Here is a 14,290-nt window from a genome sequence, read left to right on the forward strand (position 1 = left end):
CCAGATTTCTGAGGTAGCATAAACGTCCGATGTCCGAAACTGCAGTCACCATACCGGGCGCCAGTGATCCCATTGGCGCCCGGCGTACTTTCGCCATCATCGCGCATCCTGACGCGGGCAAGACGACGCTGACCGAAAAGCTGCTGCTGTTCGGCGGCGCGATCCATCTGGCCGGCGCCGTGAAGGCGCGTGGCGAAAACCGGCGTGCGCGCTCGGACTTCCTCAAGATCGAGCAGCAGCGCGGCATCTCGGTCTCGACCTCGGTGATGAACTTCGAGTTCAGGGGCTGGACCTTCAACCTGCTCGACACCCCGGGCCACGAGGATTTCAGCGAAGACACCTACCGCACCCTCACCGCCGTCGACAGCGCCGTCATGGTGCTCGACGCCGCCAAGGGTATCGAAACCCAGACCCTCAAGCTGTTCGAGGTCTGCCGTCTGCGCGACGTGCCGATCGCCACCTTCGTCAACAAGATTGACCGTGAGGCGCAGGACCCCTTCTCGCTGCTGGATGAAGTTGCCTCCACGCTGGCGCTGGAATGCGTGCCGGCCAACTGGCCCATCGGCATGGGCCATGATTTCCGCGGCTGCTACGACCTGTTCGGCAAGCGCCTGCTGCTGGTCGGCAAGGACAACAAGAATCTGGAGCCGGAAGTCATCATCCTGGACAAGGGCCTGGATGACCCGCGCGCCGCCGATTACATCCCCGAGGCCCAGCGCGCCAAGCTGCTGGAAGACATCGCACTGATTGAGGGCGCCTGCGCGCCCTTCGATATCGAGGCCTATCGTCAGGGCCATATGACCCCGGTCTATTTCGGTTCGGCGCTGAAGAATTTCGGCGTCGACGAGCTGCTGAAAGGCCTGGGTGAATTCGCGCCCCCGCCGCGCCCCCAGCAAACCGACAAGCGTCTCGTGCAGCCGACCGACAAGGGCGTCACCGGCTTCGTGTTCAAGGTCCAGGCCAACATGGACAAGAACCACCGCGACCGCGTCGCCTTCCTGCGTTTGTGCTCGGGCCACTTCAAGCGCGGCATGAAGCTGAAGCAGGTGCGTAGCGGCAAACCGATCACGGTGAGCAACCCGACGCTGTTCTTCGCCCAGGACCGCTCGCTGGCCGACGAGGCCTGGCCGGGCGACATCATCGGCATCCCCAACCACGGCACACTGCGGGTGGGCGATACGCTGACCGAGAACGAGGACCTGCGCTTCACCGGCATCCCGAATTTCGCGCCGGAAATCCTGCGTCGCGTGCGGCTGGGTGATCCGATGAAGGCCAAGCACCTGCAGCGCGCGCTGGAGGATCTGGCCGAGGAAGGCGTAACCCAGGTGTTCCGCCCCCGCATCGGCGCCGACTGGATCGTCGGTCTGGTCGGGCAGCTGCAGCTTGACGTGCTGGCCGCACGGCTGGCCGAGGAATACAGCCTGGAGGCCGGCTTCGAGCAGGCCCCCTTCGAGACCGCCCGCTGGGTCGACGCTGCCGAGAAGCGCGATCTGGAAGACTTCCTCGAACAGAATCGCGGCGCGCTGGCCGATGACCGGGACGGGAATCCGGTCTTCATGGCCCGCAATGCATGGGAACTCTCCTATATCGAGAAGAAATGGGATAAAATCCGTTTCCATGCGACGCGCGAACGCTCTTAACCATATCGATCGCCGGGCCCTGCTGGCCGGCCTGACGGCCGCCCTGTTGGGCGGCAGCCTGCTGCTGCCGGTGCATGCTTTTGCCGCCAGCGGCGCGGACAAGAAAAAAGAAGACAAGAAGAAGAAAGAAGGCGCGGAAGAGAAGCTGCCCGAAAAGCCGCTGGTCAACACGTCGATCCTGGTGGTCGATGCTGTCACCGCGCCGGTCAGCGGCCCGCCGGGCAGCCGCGTGATCATGACGCTGAACATCGACTGCGGGAATGTCGAGAACGCGCGCAAGGTCGATGCCCTGATGCCACGTGTCTACAATGCCGTGATCATGGAATTGAACCGCGAGCCGCTGGGCGCCAATGGCCGGGTCTATGACAAGGATCTGGACGGCCTGAAGCGTCGCCTGGTCTTCCAGGTCAACCGCTCGCTGCAGGGCCCCGAAGTGGTCGGCATCTATGTCCGCTCGCTGCAGGACGTACCGATCATCAAACCGGCCGCGCCCCGCCAGTAATCAATACCCGTCATCAGGGCGGCTGCGCCGCCCGTAGCCCATTACTGGGACGGCGTTACGCCGCCCGTGGCATTGCGCAGCATGATATCCGCATAGATGCGCATCAGCGCCCTCACCACCGGCGGGCAGGCATTCACGACGCCCTTGAAATGCGTCGAGGTGATGGTCTCGCAGACCGTCGGCTCCATCGCGATGGCCGAGGCGCGGCGGTTGCCGCCGGTCAGTAGCGCCAGTTCGCCGAACACCTCGCCCGGGCCGACGCTGCGCAACCGCTCTTCGCCGGCCTTTTCGCCATCGGGCCCCGCCAGATCACGGATCAGATCGACACGGCCGCTCTGCACCAGATAGAGATTGTAGCCCGGCTGACCGGTGCGGAAAACCGCCTCCTTGGGCTGATAGACCTTGCGATCCAGCACCCGCATGGCGTTGTGTTCGGACTTGATCGTCGCCGCCATCATCTCGCCGGTCACAACTTCGAGGGCATTGCCCGGCATCGGAATGCCGGCGGCATGGCGGATATTGCGGATGAAGGTCTGCAGCAGATAGCGCGCCAGCGGCGGGCTGCTGGCCAGTGCGCGCTCCAGCGCCGCACCATTGATGCGCCGTCCGGTCGTCGGCTCGATCGCCACCACGGTGGCCGAACGCGGCGCAGGATCGATCAGCGCCATCTCGCCGACCACGCCGCCCTCGCCGATCTCGCCCAGCTTGGTCTTCTCGTCATCCTTCATGCGGAAGACTTCGACCCGGCCCGACAGCAGCAGGTAACAGAAGTCACCGCTCGCGCCTTCGCTGAACAATGTCGCGCCACGCCCGAAGGAATAAATCTGGTCACCCGGCTCACTCATGAAGAAGCCCGCTCATCGGATGTTACTTGTCGTCTTCGTCGTCGCGGCCGAACAGGATCGACTTGGCCTGGATGTCGTCGATGCTGCCCATCAGGTCAGCGATCTTGGATTCCAGCAGGTCGGCGGCCTGACGCGCCAGATGCAATTCCTCTTCCACCGCCTGCAGCATGGCCTGCCGCGCCGCGCCGATGATGGCGCCATTGGGCTGGACCGGGAAACTGACGCATTTCGCCACGAAGCGACGCACGGCCGAGGTGCTGGGCAGCGTGCCGAGCACCAGCTTGGCTGGCAGCGCGATCACCAGCCAGGAGTCTTCATGGCCGACAACGGCAAAATCGCCCTTGGCAAAGCCCGGCTGCGGCGCGGCGTCATCGGGCTGTCCCGGCACGACCAGGGACACGGCATTCCAGCCGAAGGACAGAAATTCCTGTTCGCCCGCCGCCATGCTGCCCGCTGCTTCCACGTTCTCTCCGCTCACGCCGGCCTCCCAGTCACCGCTGCGGCATTGGCCCGCAGATTGGCCACCGACAGCGTGCCCACCACGATACTGGAAACCCCCGGCAGTGTCGCGGCCATCGCCAGCGCCTCGGCCGGATCATGGGCATGCCCACTGGCCAGCGCCTTCTTGATCAGGATGCCCCTGCCCTGCTTTGCGGCCCGTGCGATCACCGGCGCTTCCTCCGTGTAATCCGGATTATAGGTCACCATCAGCAGGTCGGTGCAATTCACCATCCTGTCAGCGCCGGCCGCCGTCTTGCCCGAAAAGCCGCAGGCCCGGATCAGGCCGCGCTGTTTCAGGTGTTGCAGCTCTTCCGCTGCTGGCAGGAAGCGGTCGGTGTCTTCATCCACGCCATCGGAATGCAGGAGCACGGCATCGACATGATCCATGCGCAGACGGCGCAGGCTGGCCTCGACCGAACTGCGGATGGCGGCCGGCGAGAAATCGAAGCGCGACACGCCATTCTCGAAAGTCTCACCCGCTTTGGTCACAATCACCCAATCTTCGCGAGGGCCTGGCAGCAGCCGGCCCAGACGCTCTTCCGAAAGTCCGTAAGCCGGCGCGGTATCCAGCAGATTGACCCCCAGCGTTTTCGCCCCGTTCAACAGCGCGACGACGGCAGCATCGTCAGGCAGATCGAAACCACCGGGATACTTCACGCCTTCGTTGCGCCCGATCTTCACCGTGCCCAGACCCAGCAGGCTGACCCGAATGCCGGTATTGCCGAGCAGCCTCATCTCCATGACGTAGCTTCCCATGGCGCGGCGGCAACAGCGGGCGCCGGCCATACACCCATCTGTGATGATGCCGCGCCAGACGACGGCGGCAGATCGGCCAGCACCAGATCGGCCAGCTGCGGCGCCAGTGCCAGCTTGGTCGGCCAGGCCAGCAGCACACGGCCGGCACGTTTCAGGACAGGACCTTCCGGCTTGCGACCGTCATCGGTGGCGCCCTCGGCGCGGTCGACACGATGGCCGGCAAAGCGGCTGCGGCTGAAATCAAGCTTGGGCAGCAGCGTCGCGAATTCCTGTTTTGCCGCCGCGATCAGCTCTGTTTCGCTCTGCTGCACGCCGGCCTCGGCGATCAGGCCGCCGACATACCAGACCAGTTTTCCATCGGTCCCGGTATGCGTAGTGATGGTGACGCGCGGCTTGTCGCTGGCATCGAAGCAATGCGCCCAGAGCGGGCCGGGTGCATTCTCGACCATCAGCATCTGCAGCGGCCGGCGCTGCGCCGTCTGCTTGGGCAGCCCGAGCCGGGCGATGATCGCCTCGTTGCCCGCCCCGGCGGTGGAGACGAGCGTGCCCGCGGTAAAGCTGCGGCCGTCAGCCGTGATCGTCACTCCATCATCCTGCGGCGTGATGGTGACATCGCCATCGACCTTGCCGATGCAGCCCTCGCTCAAGCCGGCCAGCGCCGCAAGCAGGCTCGGCACATCCAGCACGCATTCATCCAATGCATAGACAGCGGCAACATTGTCAGTGTCTTGCAGCACCGCCGGCCATTGCGCCGGCTGCAGGGCATCGACGCGGCCACGCAGGAGCTTGCTGCCGAAAAAGCCGGCGATGCGGCTGGCCAGCGTCTTGCGCGCCCAGAACAGATGATTCGACGCGGCCAGTTTCGCCGCGCGCAGATCGAGGTCGCCAGTACCGTCCAGGCAGGCGCGCCAGCGCGCCGGCATGTCGGCCAGCGCATCAGTATCGGCATTCAGCTTGAGATCGAGGGCGTATTTCAGGCCGCCATGGATGATGCCCTGCGAGGCCAGCGTCTGCCCCGCACCCAAGGCGTCGCGCTCTAATAGCAACGCGCTGTAACCCGCCTTGCGCAGGCGTGCCAGCAGCCAGAGGCCGGCAATGCCGCCGCCGAGGATCGCGACGTCGACATCCGTTCGTGCCATGCGCAAAGAGCTCTTAACTACGAAGCCGGGCGATGGTCGCCGTGGTGCTCTGGCCCGCGACATGGCGCGAGACCTTCACCTCGCCACCATAGGCGCGCACCAGATCGGCACCCACCACCTGATCGACGGTATAGTCGCCGCCCTTGACCAGCAGGTCGGGCCTGATCAGGTCCAGTAGAGGCACCGGCGTGTCTTCGCTGAAGATCAGCACCATGTCGACAATACTCATCGCCGCTAGAATCTGGGCGCGATGGCGTTCGTCCTGCACCGGACGGCTGTCGCCCTTCAGCTTCTTTACGGAAGCATCAGCATTGATGGCGACCACGAGGCGGTCGCATTGCCCACGCACCTCTCCCAGCAGGGCCAGATGGCCGGGATGCAGCAGGTCAAAAACGCCATTGGTGAAGCCGATGCGCTCACCCCGGCTGCGCCACAGGTCGGCGCGGTCCTTGGCCTGCTGGCGTGTCATCACCTTGGCATCGATGCCATGTGGATCGGGCATGTGGAGGGCTGCGCGCAGCTCTTCGGGATGCACCACCGCCGTGCCGATCTTGGCCACGACGATGCCGGCGGCGGCATTGGCCAGCCGTGCGGCCTGCGCCAGCGACCGGCCAACAGCCAGGGCGGCGGCAATGGTGGCAACGACGGTGTCACCGGCGCCAGAGACATCGAAGACCTCACGGGCCTCGGCTGCGAGATGAAGCGGTGCGTCTTTTCCTTGAACAAGAGTCATGCCGGCGGCACCGCGCGTGATCAGCACATTGGCGATGCCGGCCTCCTCGCTCAGCTTCTGGCCGGCCGTCACGGCGCTGGCATCGCTGTCGCAGGGTTCGCCGCTGGCAAGCGCTGCTTCCTGGCGGTTCGGCGTCACCAGATGCGCACCCTTGTAGCGGCGGTAGTCGCTGCCCTTGGGATCGACCAGCACGGGTTTGGACAGTTTGGCTGCGGCCTTGATCAGCGCCTTGATCACGGCATCGGAGACCGCGCCCTTAGCGTAATCCGACAGCACCAGCACGGCGCAGTCCTTCAGCGCGGTGGTAGCGGCCTTGATCAGTGCATCAATGGCTTCGTCCGACGGCGCGGCCCGGCTTTCGCGGTCGACGCGCAAAAGCTGCTGGCGGCTGCCGATATAACGGGTCTTCTCGATGGTGCGACGGGTCTCGTCCACCACCAGCTGGGCAAGGATATTGGGTTCCAGCGCCAGCGCCTCGTTGAGCTGGTCGGCGGCGACGTCATCGCCCACCAGGCCGAACAGCGACACCTGCGCGCCGAGCGCGGCGATATTGCGGGCGACGTTGCCGGCGCCGCCAGGCATGGCGATCTCGCGCTCGGCCTGCATCACCGGGATCGGCGCTTCGGGCGAGATGCGCTCCACTCCGCCATAGACGAAGCGGTCGAGCATCACATCGCCCACCACCAGCACCCGGGCAGCAGAGAAATCGGCGAGATCGGCAGACAGGTCAGACATGGCTTTTTCGTACACCGGACAGGGGCTTAACGCCAGTCCCGTACTTCCGGAACAGGGCCTGTCAGGTCTGGAGCAGCCGCCGGTCCGGCCCTTCCAGCACCAGGGCGGTCAGGCGGCCGGTGGTATAGGCCCCGGTATCGACGCCAATGCGGTTCTCGCACCATTCCACCTCATGCACGATGGTATGGCCGTGCACCACGATCATGCCGTGGTCGATCACCGAATCGAGGAACAGGTCGCGGATCCAGATCATGTGTTCCCGGCTCTGGCGATCCAGCGGCAGGCCCGGCTTGATTCCGGCATGGACGAACAGGTAGTCGCCGAACTGCGCCTGCTCGGCCAGCCCCATCAGGAACTGCTTGTGGTGGCGCGGCATCGCCCCCATCAGGGCGCGCTGGGTGAACAGCAGCTCGTCGAAAGAGGCCGGAATCTTGACCTTGTAGCTCTGCAGGGTCGCGTCGCCGCCATTGGTCAGCCACAGCGAGGCACCATAGGGCGCATCGAGGAACTGCAGCAGCATGTCCTCGTGGTTGCCCAGCAGTGCGATGCTTTCGACATTGGGAAGGCGCTGTCGGCAGAGCCGCTCGATTACACCGGCGGAATCCGGCCCGCGATCGACATAATCGCCGAGATAGACGATGACGGATTTCTCTGGCGCCGTCCTGAGATCGGCTTCGATCAGGCCGTGCAGCTGGTCCAACAGGTCAGCGCGGCCATGGATGTCGCCGATGGCATAGACGCGCAAGCCCGGCGGAAGGCTGGCTTGCCCGATGAACATGGGAGCCGCCTATTGCGGCGAGCGTTTGGCGAGGATGCGCTGCAGGGTGCGGCGATGCATCTTCAGCCGGCGCGCGGTTTCCGAGACGTTGCGGTCGCAGAGCTCGAAGACACGCTGGATATGCTCCCAGCGCACACGCTCGGCCGACATCGGTTCGTCCGGCGGCGGCGGATGCGCGGCATTGCCGACGCGCAGCGCGCGGTCGACATCGTCGGCATCGGCCGGCTTGGGCAGATAATCGGCCGCACCCGCCTTCACGGCAGCGACAGCGGTGGCGATGTTTCCATAGCCGGTCAGCATCACCACGCGGGCATCCTGACGCGCCAGACGGATGGCGCTGACCACATCAAGGCCATTGCCGTCACCCAGTTTCAGATCGACCACGGCATAGGCCGGCGGCTTGGCGCGCGCCATCTGGATGCCGGTCGCGACGCTGTCGGCGGTCTGCACCTGATAGCCGCGCTTTTCCATCGCGCGCGCCAGCCGCATCCGCAGCGGTTCATCGTCATCGACGATCAGAAGGGTCATCTCGGTCATGGCGACTCACTGTAGCCCGGCCGGCGTTTCAGGCAAAGCATTACGCCGGGCGGTTCACCGTCTCGCGTGGCCAGACAACCGTGACCTGGGTGCCGCCGCCGGGCCGGTTGGCAAAGGCCACCGACGCGCCGCTGCGGCGCAACAGGTTCATGGCGATGAATACACCCAGCCCCATGCCACCGCTGTCGGGCCGGCTTGTCACATAGGGTTCGCCCAGCGCCGACAGGATGTCGACATTCAAGCCCGGTCCGTCATCGAGAATCCGCAAGCGGATCGTTCTGTCGTCCCAGCCGATCTCGGCCGCGACACTGTGCCGCGCGAATTCCATCGCATTCTGCAGAAGGTTACTGAGGCCGTGGATGATCTCGGGCCGGCGTGGCAGGTTCGGTGCGCTACCCTCGCTGACCAGCGTTACCGAGAACTGGATCGCCTCGCGCCTCCAGGGCTGCGCCGCCATTTCGATCAGGTTGGCGATGCCCAGATCGGAGAAGGCTTCCGGATCGGAAGTATCCGACGGCCGGCGCGACAGCCGTGCCAGAATGTCGCGGCAGCGCTCGACCTGACTCTGAAGCAGTGCGACATCCTCGGTCAGCGGATTGTCGGGCGGCAGCTCGCGCGCCATCTCCTTTACCACCACGGCGATGGTGCCCAGCGGCGAACCCAGTTCATGCGCTGCCGCCGCAGCCAGACCGCCAAGTGCGGAAACCTGCTGCTCGCGCGCCAGCGCCATCTGTGTGGCGGCCAAAGCATCGGACATGCGGCGGGCTTCTTCCGCGACCTGCCAGGCATAGGCGGCGATGAACAGCGTGCCCAGTACGAGGGCGATGAGATTGCCCCATTGCAGCAGTTTGGGCTGCAGCACCTCATGCGGATCACCCCAGGGCAGCGGAAAGTGATGCACCGTCATGATCACGGTGATCACGAAGGCCAGCACGCCGAGAATGACGGTGGAGCGCAGCGTCAGGATGGTGGCCGAGACGGTGACTGGCACCAAGATCAGCACGGTGAAGGGATTGTCGATGCCGCCGGTGAGATAGAGCAGGATGCCGAGCTGCACCAGGTCGAAGGCGAGATAGCCGGCGGCGCCGGCGGCGCTCAGGCGCTTCGCGGTCGGATAGATAATGAAAAGAACGATATTGAGCAGCGCCGAGACGGCAACCACCGCCAGCGAGGCCAACAGCGGCAGTTTGAAGCCAAGACCGAAATGCACAAACAGGATGGCCAGCAGCTGGCCGATGATGGCGATCCAGCGCAGCAGCACGAGTGTCTGCAGGCGCACCCGGCCGGCAAACTCGTCCACCTGCCCCACATGCGGTCCCAGCCGGTCGCGCAGCGTCTCCAGCAGGGCCGCCATGGCTATCTCATATCCTCGTGCCAGGTGCGGCCATCACGCTCGATCAGGCCGCTGGCGGCCGAAGGCCCCCAACTGCCGGCGGTATAGCTTTTCGGCCGGTCTGCCTGCGCCTGCCAGCCGGCGAGCATCGGCTCGACCCAGCGCCAGGCGGCTTCGACCTCGTCGCTGCGCATGAACAGCATCGGGTTGCCGCGCACCACATCCATCAGCAGGCGCTCGTAGGCGTCGGGCTGCCGGCCGTGGAAGGCCTCGGCGAAACTCAGGTTCAGCGGCGCGGTGCGCAGCCGCATGCCGCCTGGCCCCGGCACCTTGGTCATCATATGCAGCGAGATGCCTTCATCGGGCTGCAGCCGGATCACCAGACGGTTTGGCGCGACGTCGCGCGTGGCGCCGGGGAAGATCAGATGCGGGACAGGGCGGAACTGCACGACGATTTCGGAATGCCGCACCGGCAGACGTTTGCCCGTGCGCAGGTAAAACGGCACGCCGGCCCAGCGCCAGGTCTCGACCTCGGCCTTCACCACGACGAAGGTTTCGGTGCCGCTCGCATGCCCGACCTCGTCGTCATAGGCCGGCACGGCGGCGCCATCGACGGCGCCGCGCGCATACTGGCCACGCACGGTCTTCTCGGCGATGTCGCGTTCGGCAATCGGGCGCAGCGCCTCCAGCACCTTCAGCTTCTCGTCGCGCACCGCATCAGCGTTGAAGGCATTCGGTGGCTCCATCGCCACCAGGCACAGAAGCTGCAGCAGATGGTTCTGCACCATGTCGCGCAGCGCGCCGGCATGGTCGTAGTAATCCGCCCGGCCCTCGACGCCGATCTTCTCGGCCACCGTCACCTGCACGTGGTCGATCACGCCGCGATGCCAGACCGGTTCGAACAGCGCATTGGCAAAGCGCAGCGCCATCAGGTTCTGCACCGTCTCCTTGCCGAGATAATGATCGATGCGGAAGACACGGTTCTCGGCAAAGACGGCGGCGACGGCAGAATTGATCGCGCGTGCCGAGGCGAGGTCCTGCCCGATCGGCTTTTCCAGAACCACACGGGCCTCGGGCCGGTTCAGCCCAGCCTTGGCCAGATGCGTGCAGATGGTGCCGAAGAAACGCGGCGCCATGGCGAGATAGAAGACCAGCACACGGTCACTGTCGCCGTTCAGCAGCTTTTTCAGCGACTGATAATCCTCAGCCCTGTCCGCATCCAGCGCCAGATAGCGGAAGCGCGCCAGGAAACGCTCGGCCAGCGCGACGTCGAAATCGTCGCCGGCGACATGCTGCTTCAGGCCGTCCAGCGCCGCCTTGCGGTAGTCGTCATCGCTCATGCCGGCGCGCGCCACGGCGATCAGCCGCACATCCTCGTTCAACTGCCCGGCCACATCGCGGTGATAAAGCGCCGGCAGCAGCTTGCGCAGCGCCAGATCGCCGGTGGCGCCGAAAATGACGAGATCGAAGGAAAAACTGCCGCTCGGATTCGGATTTGTCATGGGATTACCGTGACATCCCCGCTACGGGTAATCAATCCTGCCGGTTAGTCTTCGAGAAAATGCGGCTCGGGCTTCTCGCGCAGACCCTCGAAATGCACCACGGCCGGCTCCGGGCCCAGCGCCACCGGCTGGCCGTTGCGGAACGCCCATTCGCCGCGGTCGCAATCCGCAGCCGTGACGTAGCCGTTGATATAGAGGCGGCGATCCTGCCCGGAGACATTCGGGCCTGAACCATGCACCAGATAGGGTGACCACAGCGCCAGGTCGCCGGGCTCGAGCAGCAGATCGACCACGCTGGCCGGATCGAGGCCGGCAGCCAGCAGCGCGTCGTCCTGCAGGCTCTGCTGCAGGATCGGGCCGTCACCGCCCAGGCCGAGATCGCCGCGCGTATGGCTGCCCGGGATGATGCGCATGGCGCCGCTTTGGTTGGTATGCGCGTCGATGGCCAGCCCGGTCTGGATATAAGAAGTCGCCAGATTGCGGAAGGCGCTGGCCGGACGACGGAAGCGGCTGTCCTGGTGATAAGCGAAATCGGCTTTCACTGCGCCCGGCGGCTTCCAGTGCATCTGGTTGATGATCTGCTTGAGGTCGCGACCGATCAGCGGGTCCAGCACCGTGACGAAACGCGGGTCCAGCCGCACGGCGTCCAGCGCCACATCTTCCCAGCTCGGCCACTGCACCATGCGCAGGATGCGGCCCAGATTGGGATCTTCGCCCATCCGGTACATCAGGTTGCCATGACGCCAGCTGCGGCCCCGTTCCAGGCCGCGGGCCCGGATTCGGTCGAAAGCGGCGGCGATCTGCGCCACCTCCCCGGGGGTGAACAGGCCCCGGATGACCGCATAGCCCTTCCGGAGGTAGTCGTGACGCAAGATGGCGGCGTCCGGCACGGGAATGCCGCCCTGACTCTTAAGGATTATCGGCGGCTTTTCGGGTGCATTCATCTGTGGATAACTCCGATTCGGCCCCGTCTAGCTAAGGGCTTAGCACAGGCATTTCCATAGATTCTTGTGGATGATTGTAAGAGTCCGGTTGACCCCAAACCGATTTTGTCGCCTTTACTCCATCTAGCGGCCAATGCCAAGAACGGGGGCTAAATATGGTGTGGACAGACGAGAAGGTTAAGCTTCTGGTGCAACACTGGGAAGCTGGCCAGTCGATCACGCAGATCGGCAAGCAGCTCGGGATGACCCGCAATGCCGTGGTGGGCAAGGCCCATCGCATCGGTCTGGCCAAGCGGGCCTCGCCGATCATGCGCTCGGACAAGCCGGCCCAGCCGCGCCAGTCCTCCGGGAGCGGATCATCGGGTGGCGGTGGCGGCGAAGCCGTGCATCACCGGGTTTCAACCCCTCGCGCGCCGGCTCAGCCGCGCAGCGAAGACGGCTCGGGCCCTGCCCAGTCGTCCTCGGGCGGGCATGCCGGCCAACCGCAACTGACTGCCGCCCTGTTGGCAGCGTTGACGCCGTCGAGCGGTCCGCGCTGCAAGTGGCCGATCGGCGACCCGAAGACCACGGATTTCGATTTCTGCGCCCATGTGTCGCTGCCCGGTAAGCCTTACTGTGCTTCGCATTGCGCGCAGGCCTACACGAACTGGAACCCGGAGAGCGCCGTCGAAGCGGTGAAGGCGATCAACGCCGCCTGATCTGACAAAACGTCCCGGTTTTCTGAAAAGCCCGGTCGCGAAAGCGGCCGGGCTTTTTCCTTGTCTGCAGTTCGCTGACGCCGTCAGCTCAGCAGCGCCGTCAGCTTCTGCGCCAGGTCCTGCGAGCGGTAGGGCTTGCTCAGCATCGCATCCGGATCGTGATCCAGATTGTCGGGGAAGACTGCGCCCGGGAAGCCGGATGTGAACAGCACCTTCAGGCCGGGCCGGCGTTTGCGCGCCTCGCGGGCCAGATCGTAGCCGCTCATGCCGCCGGGCATGATGATGTCGGTGAACAGCAGGTCGATCGGCGTGCCCGCGTCTATATGGCGCATCGCCTCGCCGGCATTCATCGCCTCGATGGTCTTGTAGCCCAACTTTTTCAGATGCATCAGCGCGACATTGCGGATGCCGTCATTGTCTTCCACCACCAGGATGGTGTGGATTTTCTGTTCGGCCAGCCGGCGGCCGTGATCCTCGGCCACTGTCTGCTCGGCTTCCTTGACGCCGCCATAGCGCGGCAGATAGAGCCGCATGGTCGTGCCATGCCCCAACTCACTATAGACCTTGATATGGCCGCCCGACTGCTTGAGGAAGCCGAACACCATGCTGAGGCCCAGGCCGCTGCCGCGCCCCATCTCCTTGGTGGTGAAGAACGGCTCGAAGATGCGTTCGATCACGGCCGGCGGAATGCCAGACCCGGTATCGGTGATCGAGACCGCGACATAATCGCCGGGCTCGGTGCCGGGGTTAATTTGCGTATAGGCGTCATCCAGCGTCACATTGGCGGTTTCGATGATCAGACGGCCACCGCCTGGCATGGCGTCGCGCGCGTTCACGGCCAGATTGGCCACGGCCGATTCCAGATTGGCTGCATCGATAAAGACCGGCCAGACATCGGCGGCCGGCAGCAGCCGCACCTCGATATCCTGCCCCAGTGTCCGCTGTAGCAGCGGCGTGAAGCGCCGCAGCAGTTCATTCGCATCGACACGACGCGGTGCCAGCGGCTGCTGGCGCGCGAAAGCCAGCAGCCGCTTGGTTAGCTCGGCGCCGCTGTTGGCGGCATGCAGCGCGTCATGCACGAACTTGCGGCCCTCGGGATCCAGTCCCGGCTGGTCAGCCAGCAGGTCGAGGCAGCCGACCACGATGGCGAGGATGTTGTTGAAGTCATGCGCGATGCCGCCGGTGAGCTGGCCCACGGCATCCAGCCGCTGCAGGTGGCGGATGCGCTCCTCGATGGCCAGCCGCTCGGTCATGTCGCGGCCGATGAAGAAATGCTGCTCAGTCTCCTCCGACCAGACGCCGGTCCAGACCAGCAGGACCGGGTGGCCCTTCTTGTGAATGTAGCGACACTGGAAATTGCGCATCAGCTTGCCTTTGCGGGCGGCGCGCATTTCCTCGCGCGTGCTGTCGAGATCATCGGGATGGATGAAGCCGATGGCGCTCTGCCCCACCATATCCTCGGGGGCGCGATCCAGGATGGTCTGCACGCTGGGACTGACACGGACGAACTCGCCGACCTTGTTCACCACCAGGATGAGGTCGAGCGAGGTTTCGAACAGGCGTTGATTGATCGTGTTGATCCGCTCCGGATCAATTCCCGGCAGGCTGGCTGGCGCTGGTGCGACTGAGTGATCCGCCATAACGAGC

14 protein-coding genes are annotated in these 14,290 nt (G+C 64.9%); 3 read left to right on the plus strand and 11 right to left on the minus strand.

Annotation, left to right across the window (positions count from 1 at the left end; translation table 11 throughout):
* The first annotated feature begins 29 nt into the window (after positions 1-29).
* Together AC1RRE_RS13680 and AC1RRE_RS13685 are read left to right on the plus strand one after the other, a co-directional pair.
* A complete protein-coding gene (locus AC1RRE_RS13680) occupies positions 30-1,640 on the plus strand; it encodes a peptide chain release factor 3 (RefSeq protein WP_492981738.1) in 1,611 nt (536 codons plus the stop codon).
* On the plus strand, positions 1,618-2,142 hold the full coding sequence (locus AC1RRE_RS13685; RefSeq protein ID WP_492981739.1) for a hypothetical protein: 525 nt from the start codon (positions 1,618-1,620) through the stop codon (positions 2,140-2,142). Before AC1RRE_RS13680 ends, AC1RRE_RS13685 begins: the two co-directional genes overlap by 23 nt.
* Positions 2,143-2,183: 41 nt before the next feature.
* Here AC1RRE_RS13685 and AC1RRE_RS13690 read toward each other — a convergent pair whose 3' ends face one another.
* The 10 genes from AC1RRE_RS13690 to AC1RRE_RS13735 form a co-directional block, all read right to left on the minus strand.
* Positions 2,184-2,987, minus strand: a complete 804-nt coding sequence (locus tag AC1RRE_RS13690) for a cyclic nucleotide-binding domain-containing protein (RefSeq protein WP_492981740.1) — start codon at positions 2,985-2,987, stop codon at positions 2,184-2,186.
* Between the two features lie 22 nt (positions 2,988-3,009).
* The gene (locus tag AC1RRE_RS13695; protein ID WP_492981741.1) at positions 3,010-3,465 is read right to left on the minus strand and encodes a hypothetical protein; all 456 of its coding nucleotides are present in this window, start codon (positions 3,463-3,465) and stop codon (positions 3,010-3,012) included.
* A complete protein-coding gene (locus AC1RRE_RS13700) occupies positions 3,462-4,229 on the minus strand; it encodes an aldo/keto reductase (protein ID WP_492981742.1) in 768 nt (255 codons plus the stop codon). The genes AC1RRE_RS13695 and AC1RRE_RS13700 overlap by 4 nt, the downstream gene beginning before the upstream one ends.
* Positions 4,220-5,383 carry an NAD(P)/FAD-dependent oxidoreductase gene (locus AC1RRE_RS13705; protein ID WP_492981743.1) on the minus strand — a complete coding sequence of 388 codons (1,164 nt, stop codon included), beginning with the start codon at positions 5,381-5,383 and terminating at the stop codon, positions 4,220-4,222. Before AC1RRE_RS13705 ends, AC1RRE_RS13700 begins: the two co-directional genes overlap by 10 nt.
* Positions 5,384-5,396: 13 nt before the next feature.
* Positions 5,397-6,851, minus strand: coding sequence for a bifunctional D-glycero-beta-D-manno-heptose-7-phosphate kinase/D-glycero-beta-D-manno-heptose 1-phosphate adenylyltransferase HldE (gene hldE, locus AC1RRE_RS13710; RefSeq protein WP_492981744.1), 1,455 nt, complete (start codon positions 6,849-6,851; stop codon positions 5,397-5,399).
* Between the two features lie 61 nt (positions 6,852-6,912).
* A complete protein-coding gene (locus AC1RRE_RS13715) occupies positions 6,913-7,629 on the minus strand; it encodes a metallophosphoesterase family protein (protein ID WP_492981745.1) in 717 nt (238 codons plus the stop codon).
* 9 nt (positions 7,630-7,638) lie between these two features.
* Positions 7,639-8,166 carry an ActR/PrrA/RegA family redox response regulator transcription factor gene (locus AC1RRE_RS13720; protein ID WP_492981746.1) on the minus strand — a complete coding sequence of 176 codons (528 nt, stop codon included), beginning with the start codon at positions 8,164-8,166 and terminating at the stop codon, positions 7,639-7,641.
* Between the two features lie 40 nt (positions 8,167-8,206).
* Positions 8,207-9,520, minus strand: coding sequence for an ActS/PrrB/RegB family redox-sensitive histidine kinase (locus AC1RRE_RS13725; protein WP_492981747.1), 1,314 nt, complete (start codon positions 9,518-9,520; stop codon positions 8,207-8,209).
* A 2-nt stretch (positions 9,521-9,522) separates the two neighbouring features.
* Positions 9,523-11,001 (minus strand): glucose-6-phosphate dehydrogenase, encoded by a 1,479-nt coding sequence (gene zwf / locus AC1RRE_RS13730; protein ID WP_492981748.1) that lies wholly within the window; start codon positions 10,999-11,001, stop codon positions 9,523-9,525.
* Positions 11,002-11,045: 44 nt separating this feature from the next.
* Positions 11,046-11,945 (minus strand): phytanoyl-CoA dioxygenase family protein, encoded by a 900-nt coding sequence (locus AC1RRE_RS13735; RefSeq protein ID WP_492981749.1) that lies wholly within the window; start codon positions 11,943-11,945, stop codon positions 11,046-11,048.
* Between the two features lie 155 nt (positions 11,946-12,100).
* On the opposite strand from AC1RRE_RS13735, the gene AC1RRE_RS13740 reads away from it, so the two are divergent.
* Positions 12,101-12,643: a GcrA family cell cycle regulator gene (locus AC1RRE_RS13740; protein WP_492981750.1), complete on the plus strand. Its 543-nt coding sequence runs from the start codon at positions 12,101-12,103 to the stop codon at positions 12,641-12,643.
* Positions 12,644-12,726: 83 nt separating this feature from the next.
* Here the strand turns inward: AC1RRE_RS13740 and AC1RRE_RS13745 are convergent, their stop codons facing one another.
* A complete protein-coding gene (locus AC1RRE_RS13745) occupies positions 12,727-14,283 on the minus strand; it encodes a hybrid sensor histidine kinase/response regulator (RefSeq protein WP_492981751.1) in 1,557 nt (518 codons plus the stop codon).
* Between the last annotated feature and the right edge of the window lie 7 nt (positions 14,284-14,290).

This window comes from Ferrovibrio sp. GW821-FHT12D07 (assembly GCF_058807275.1).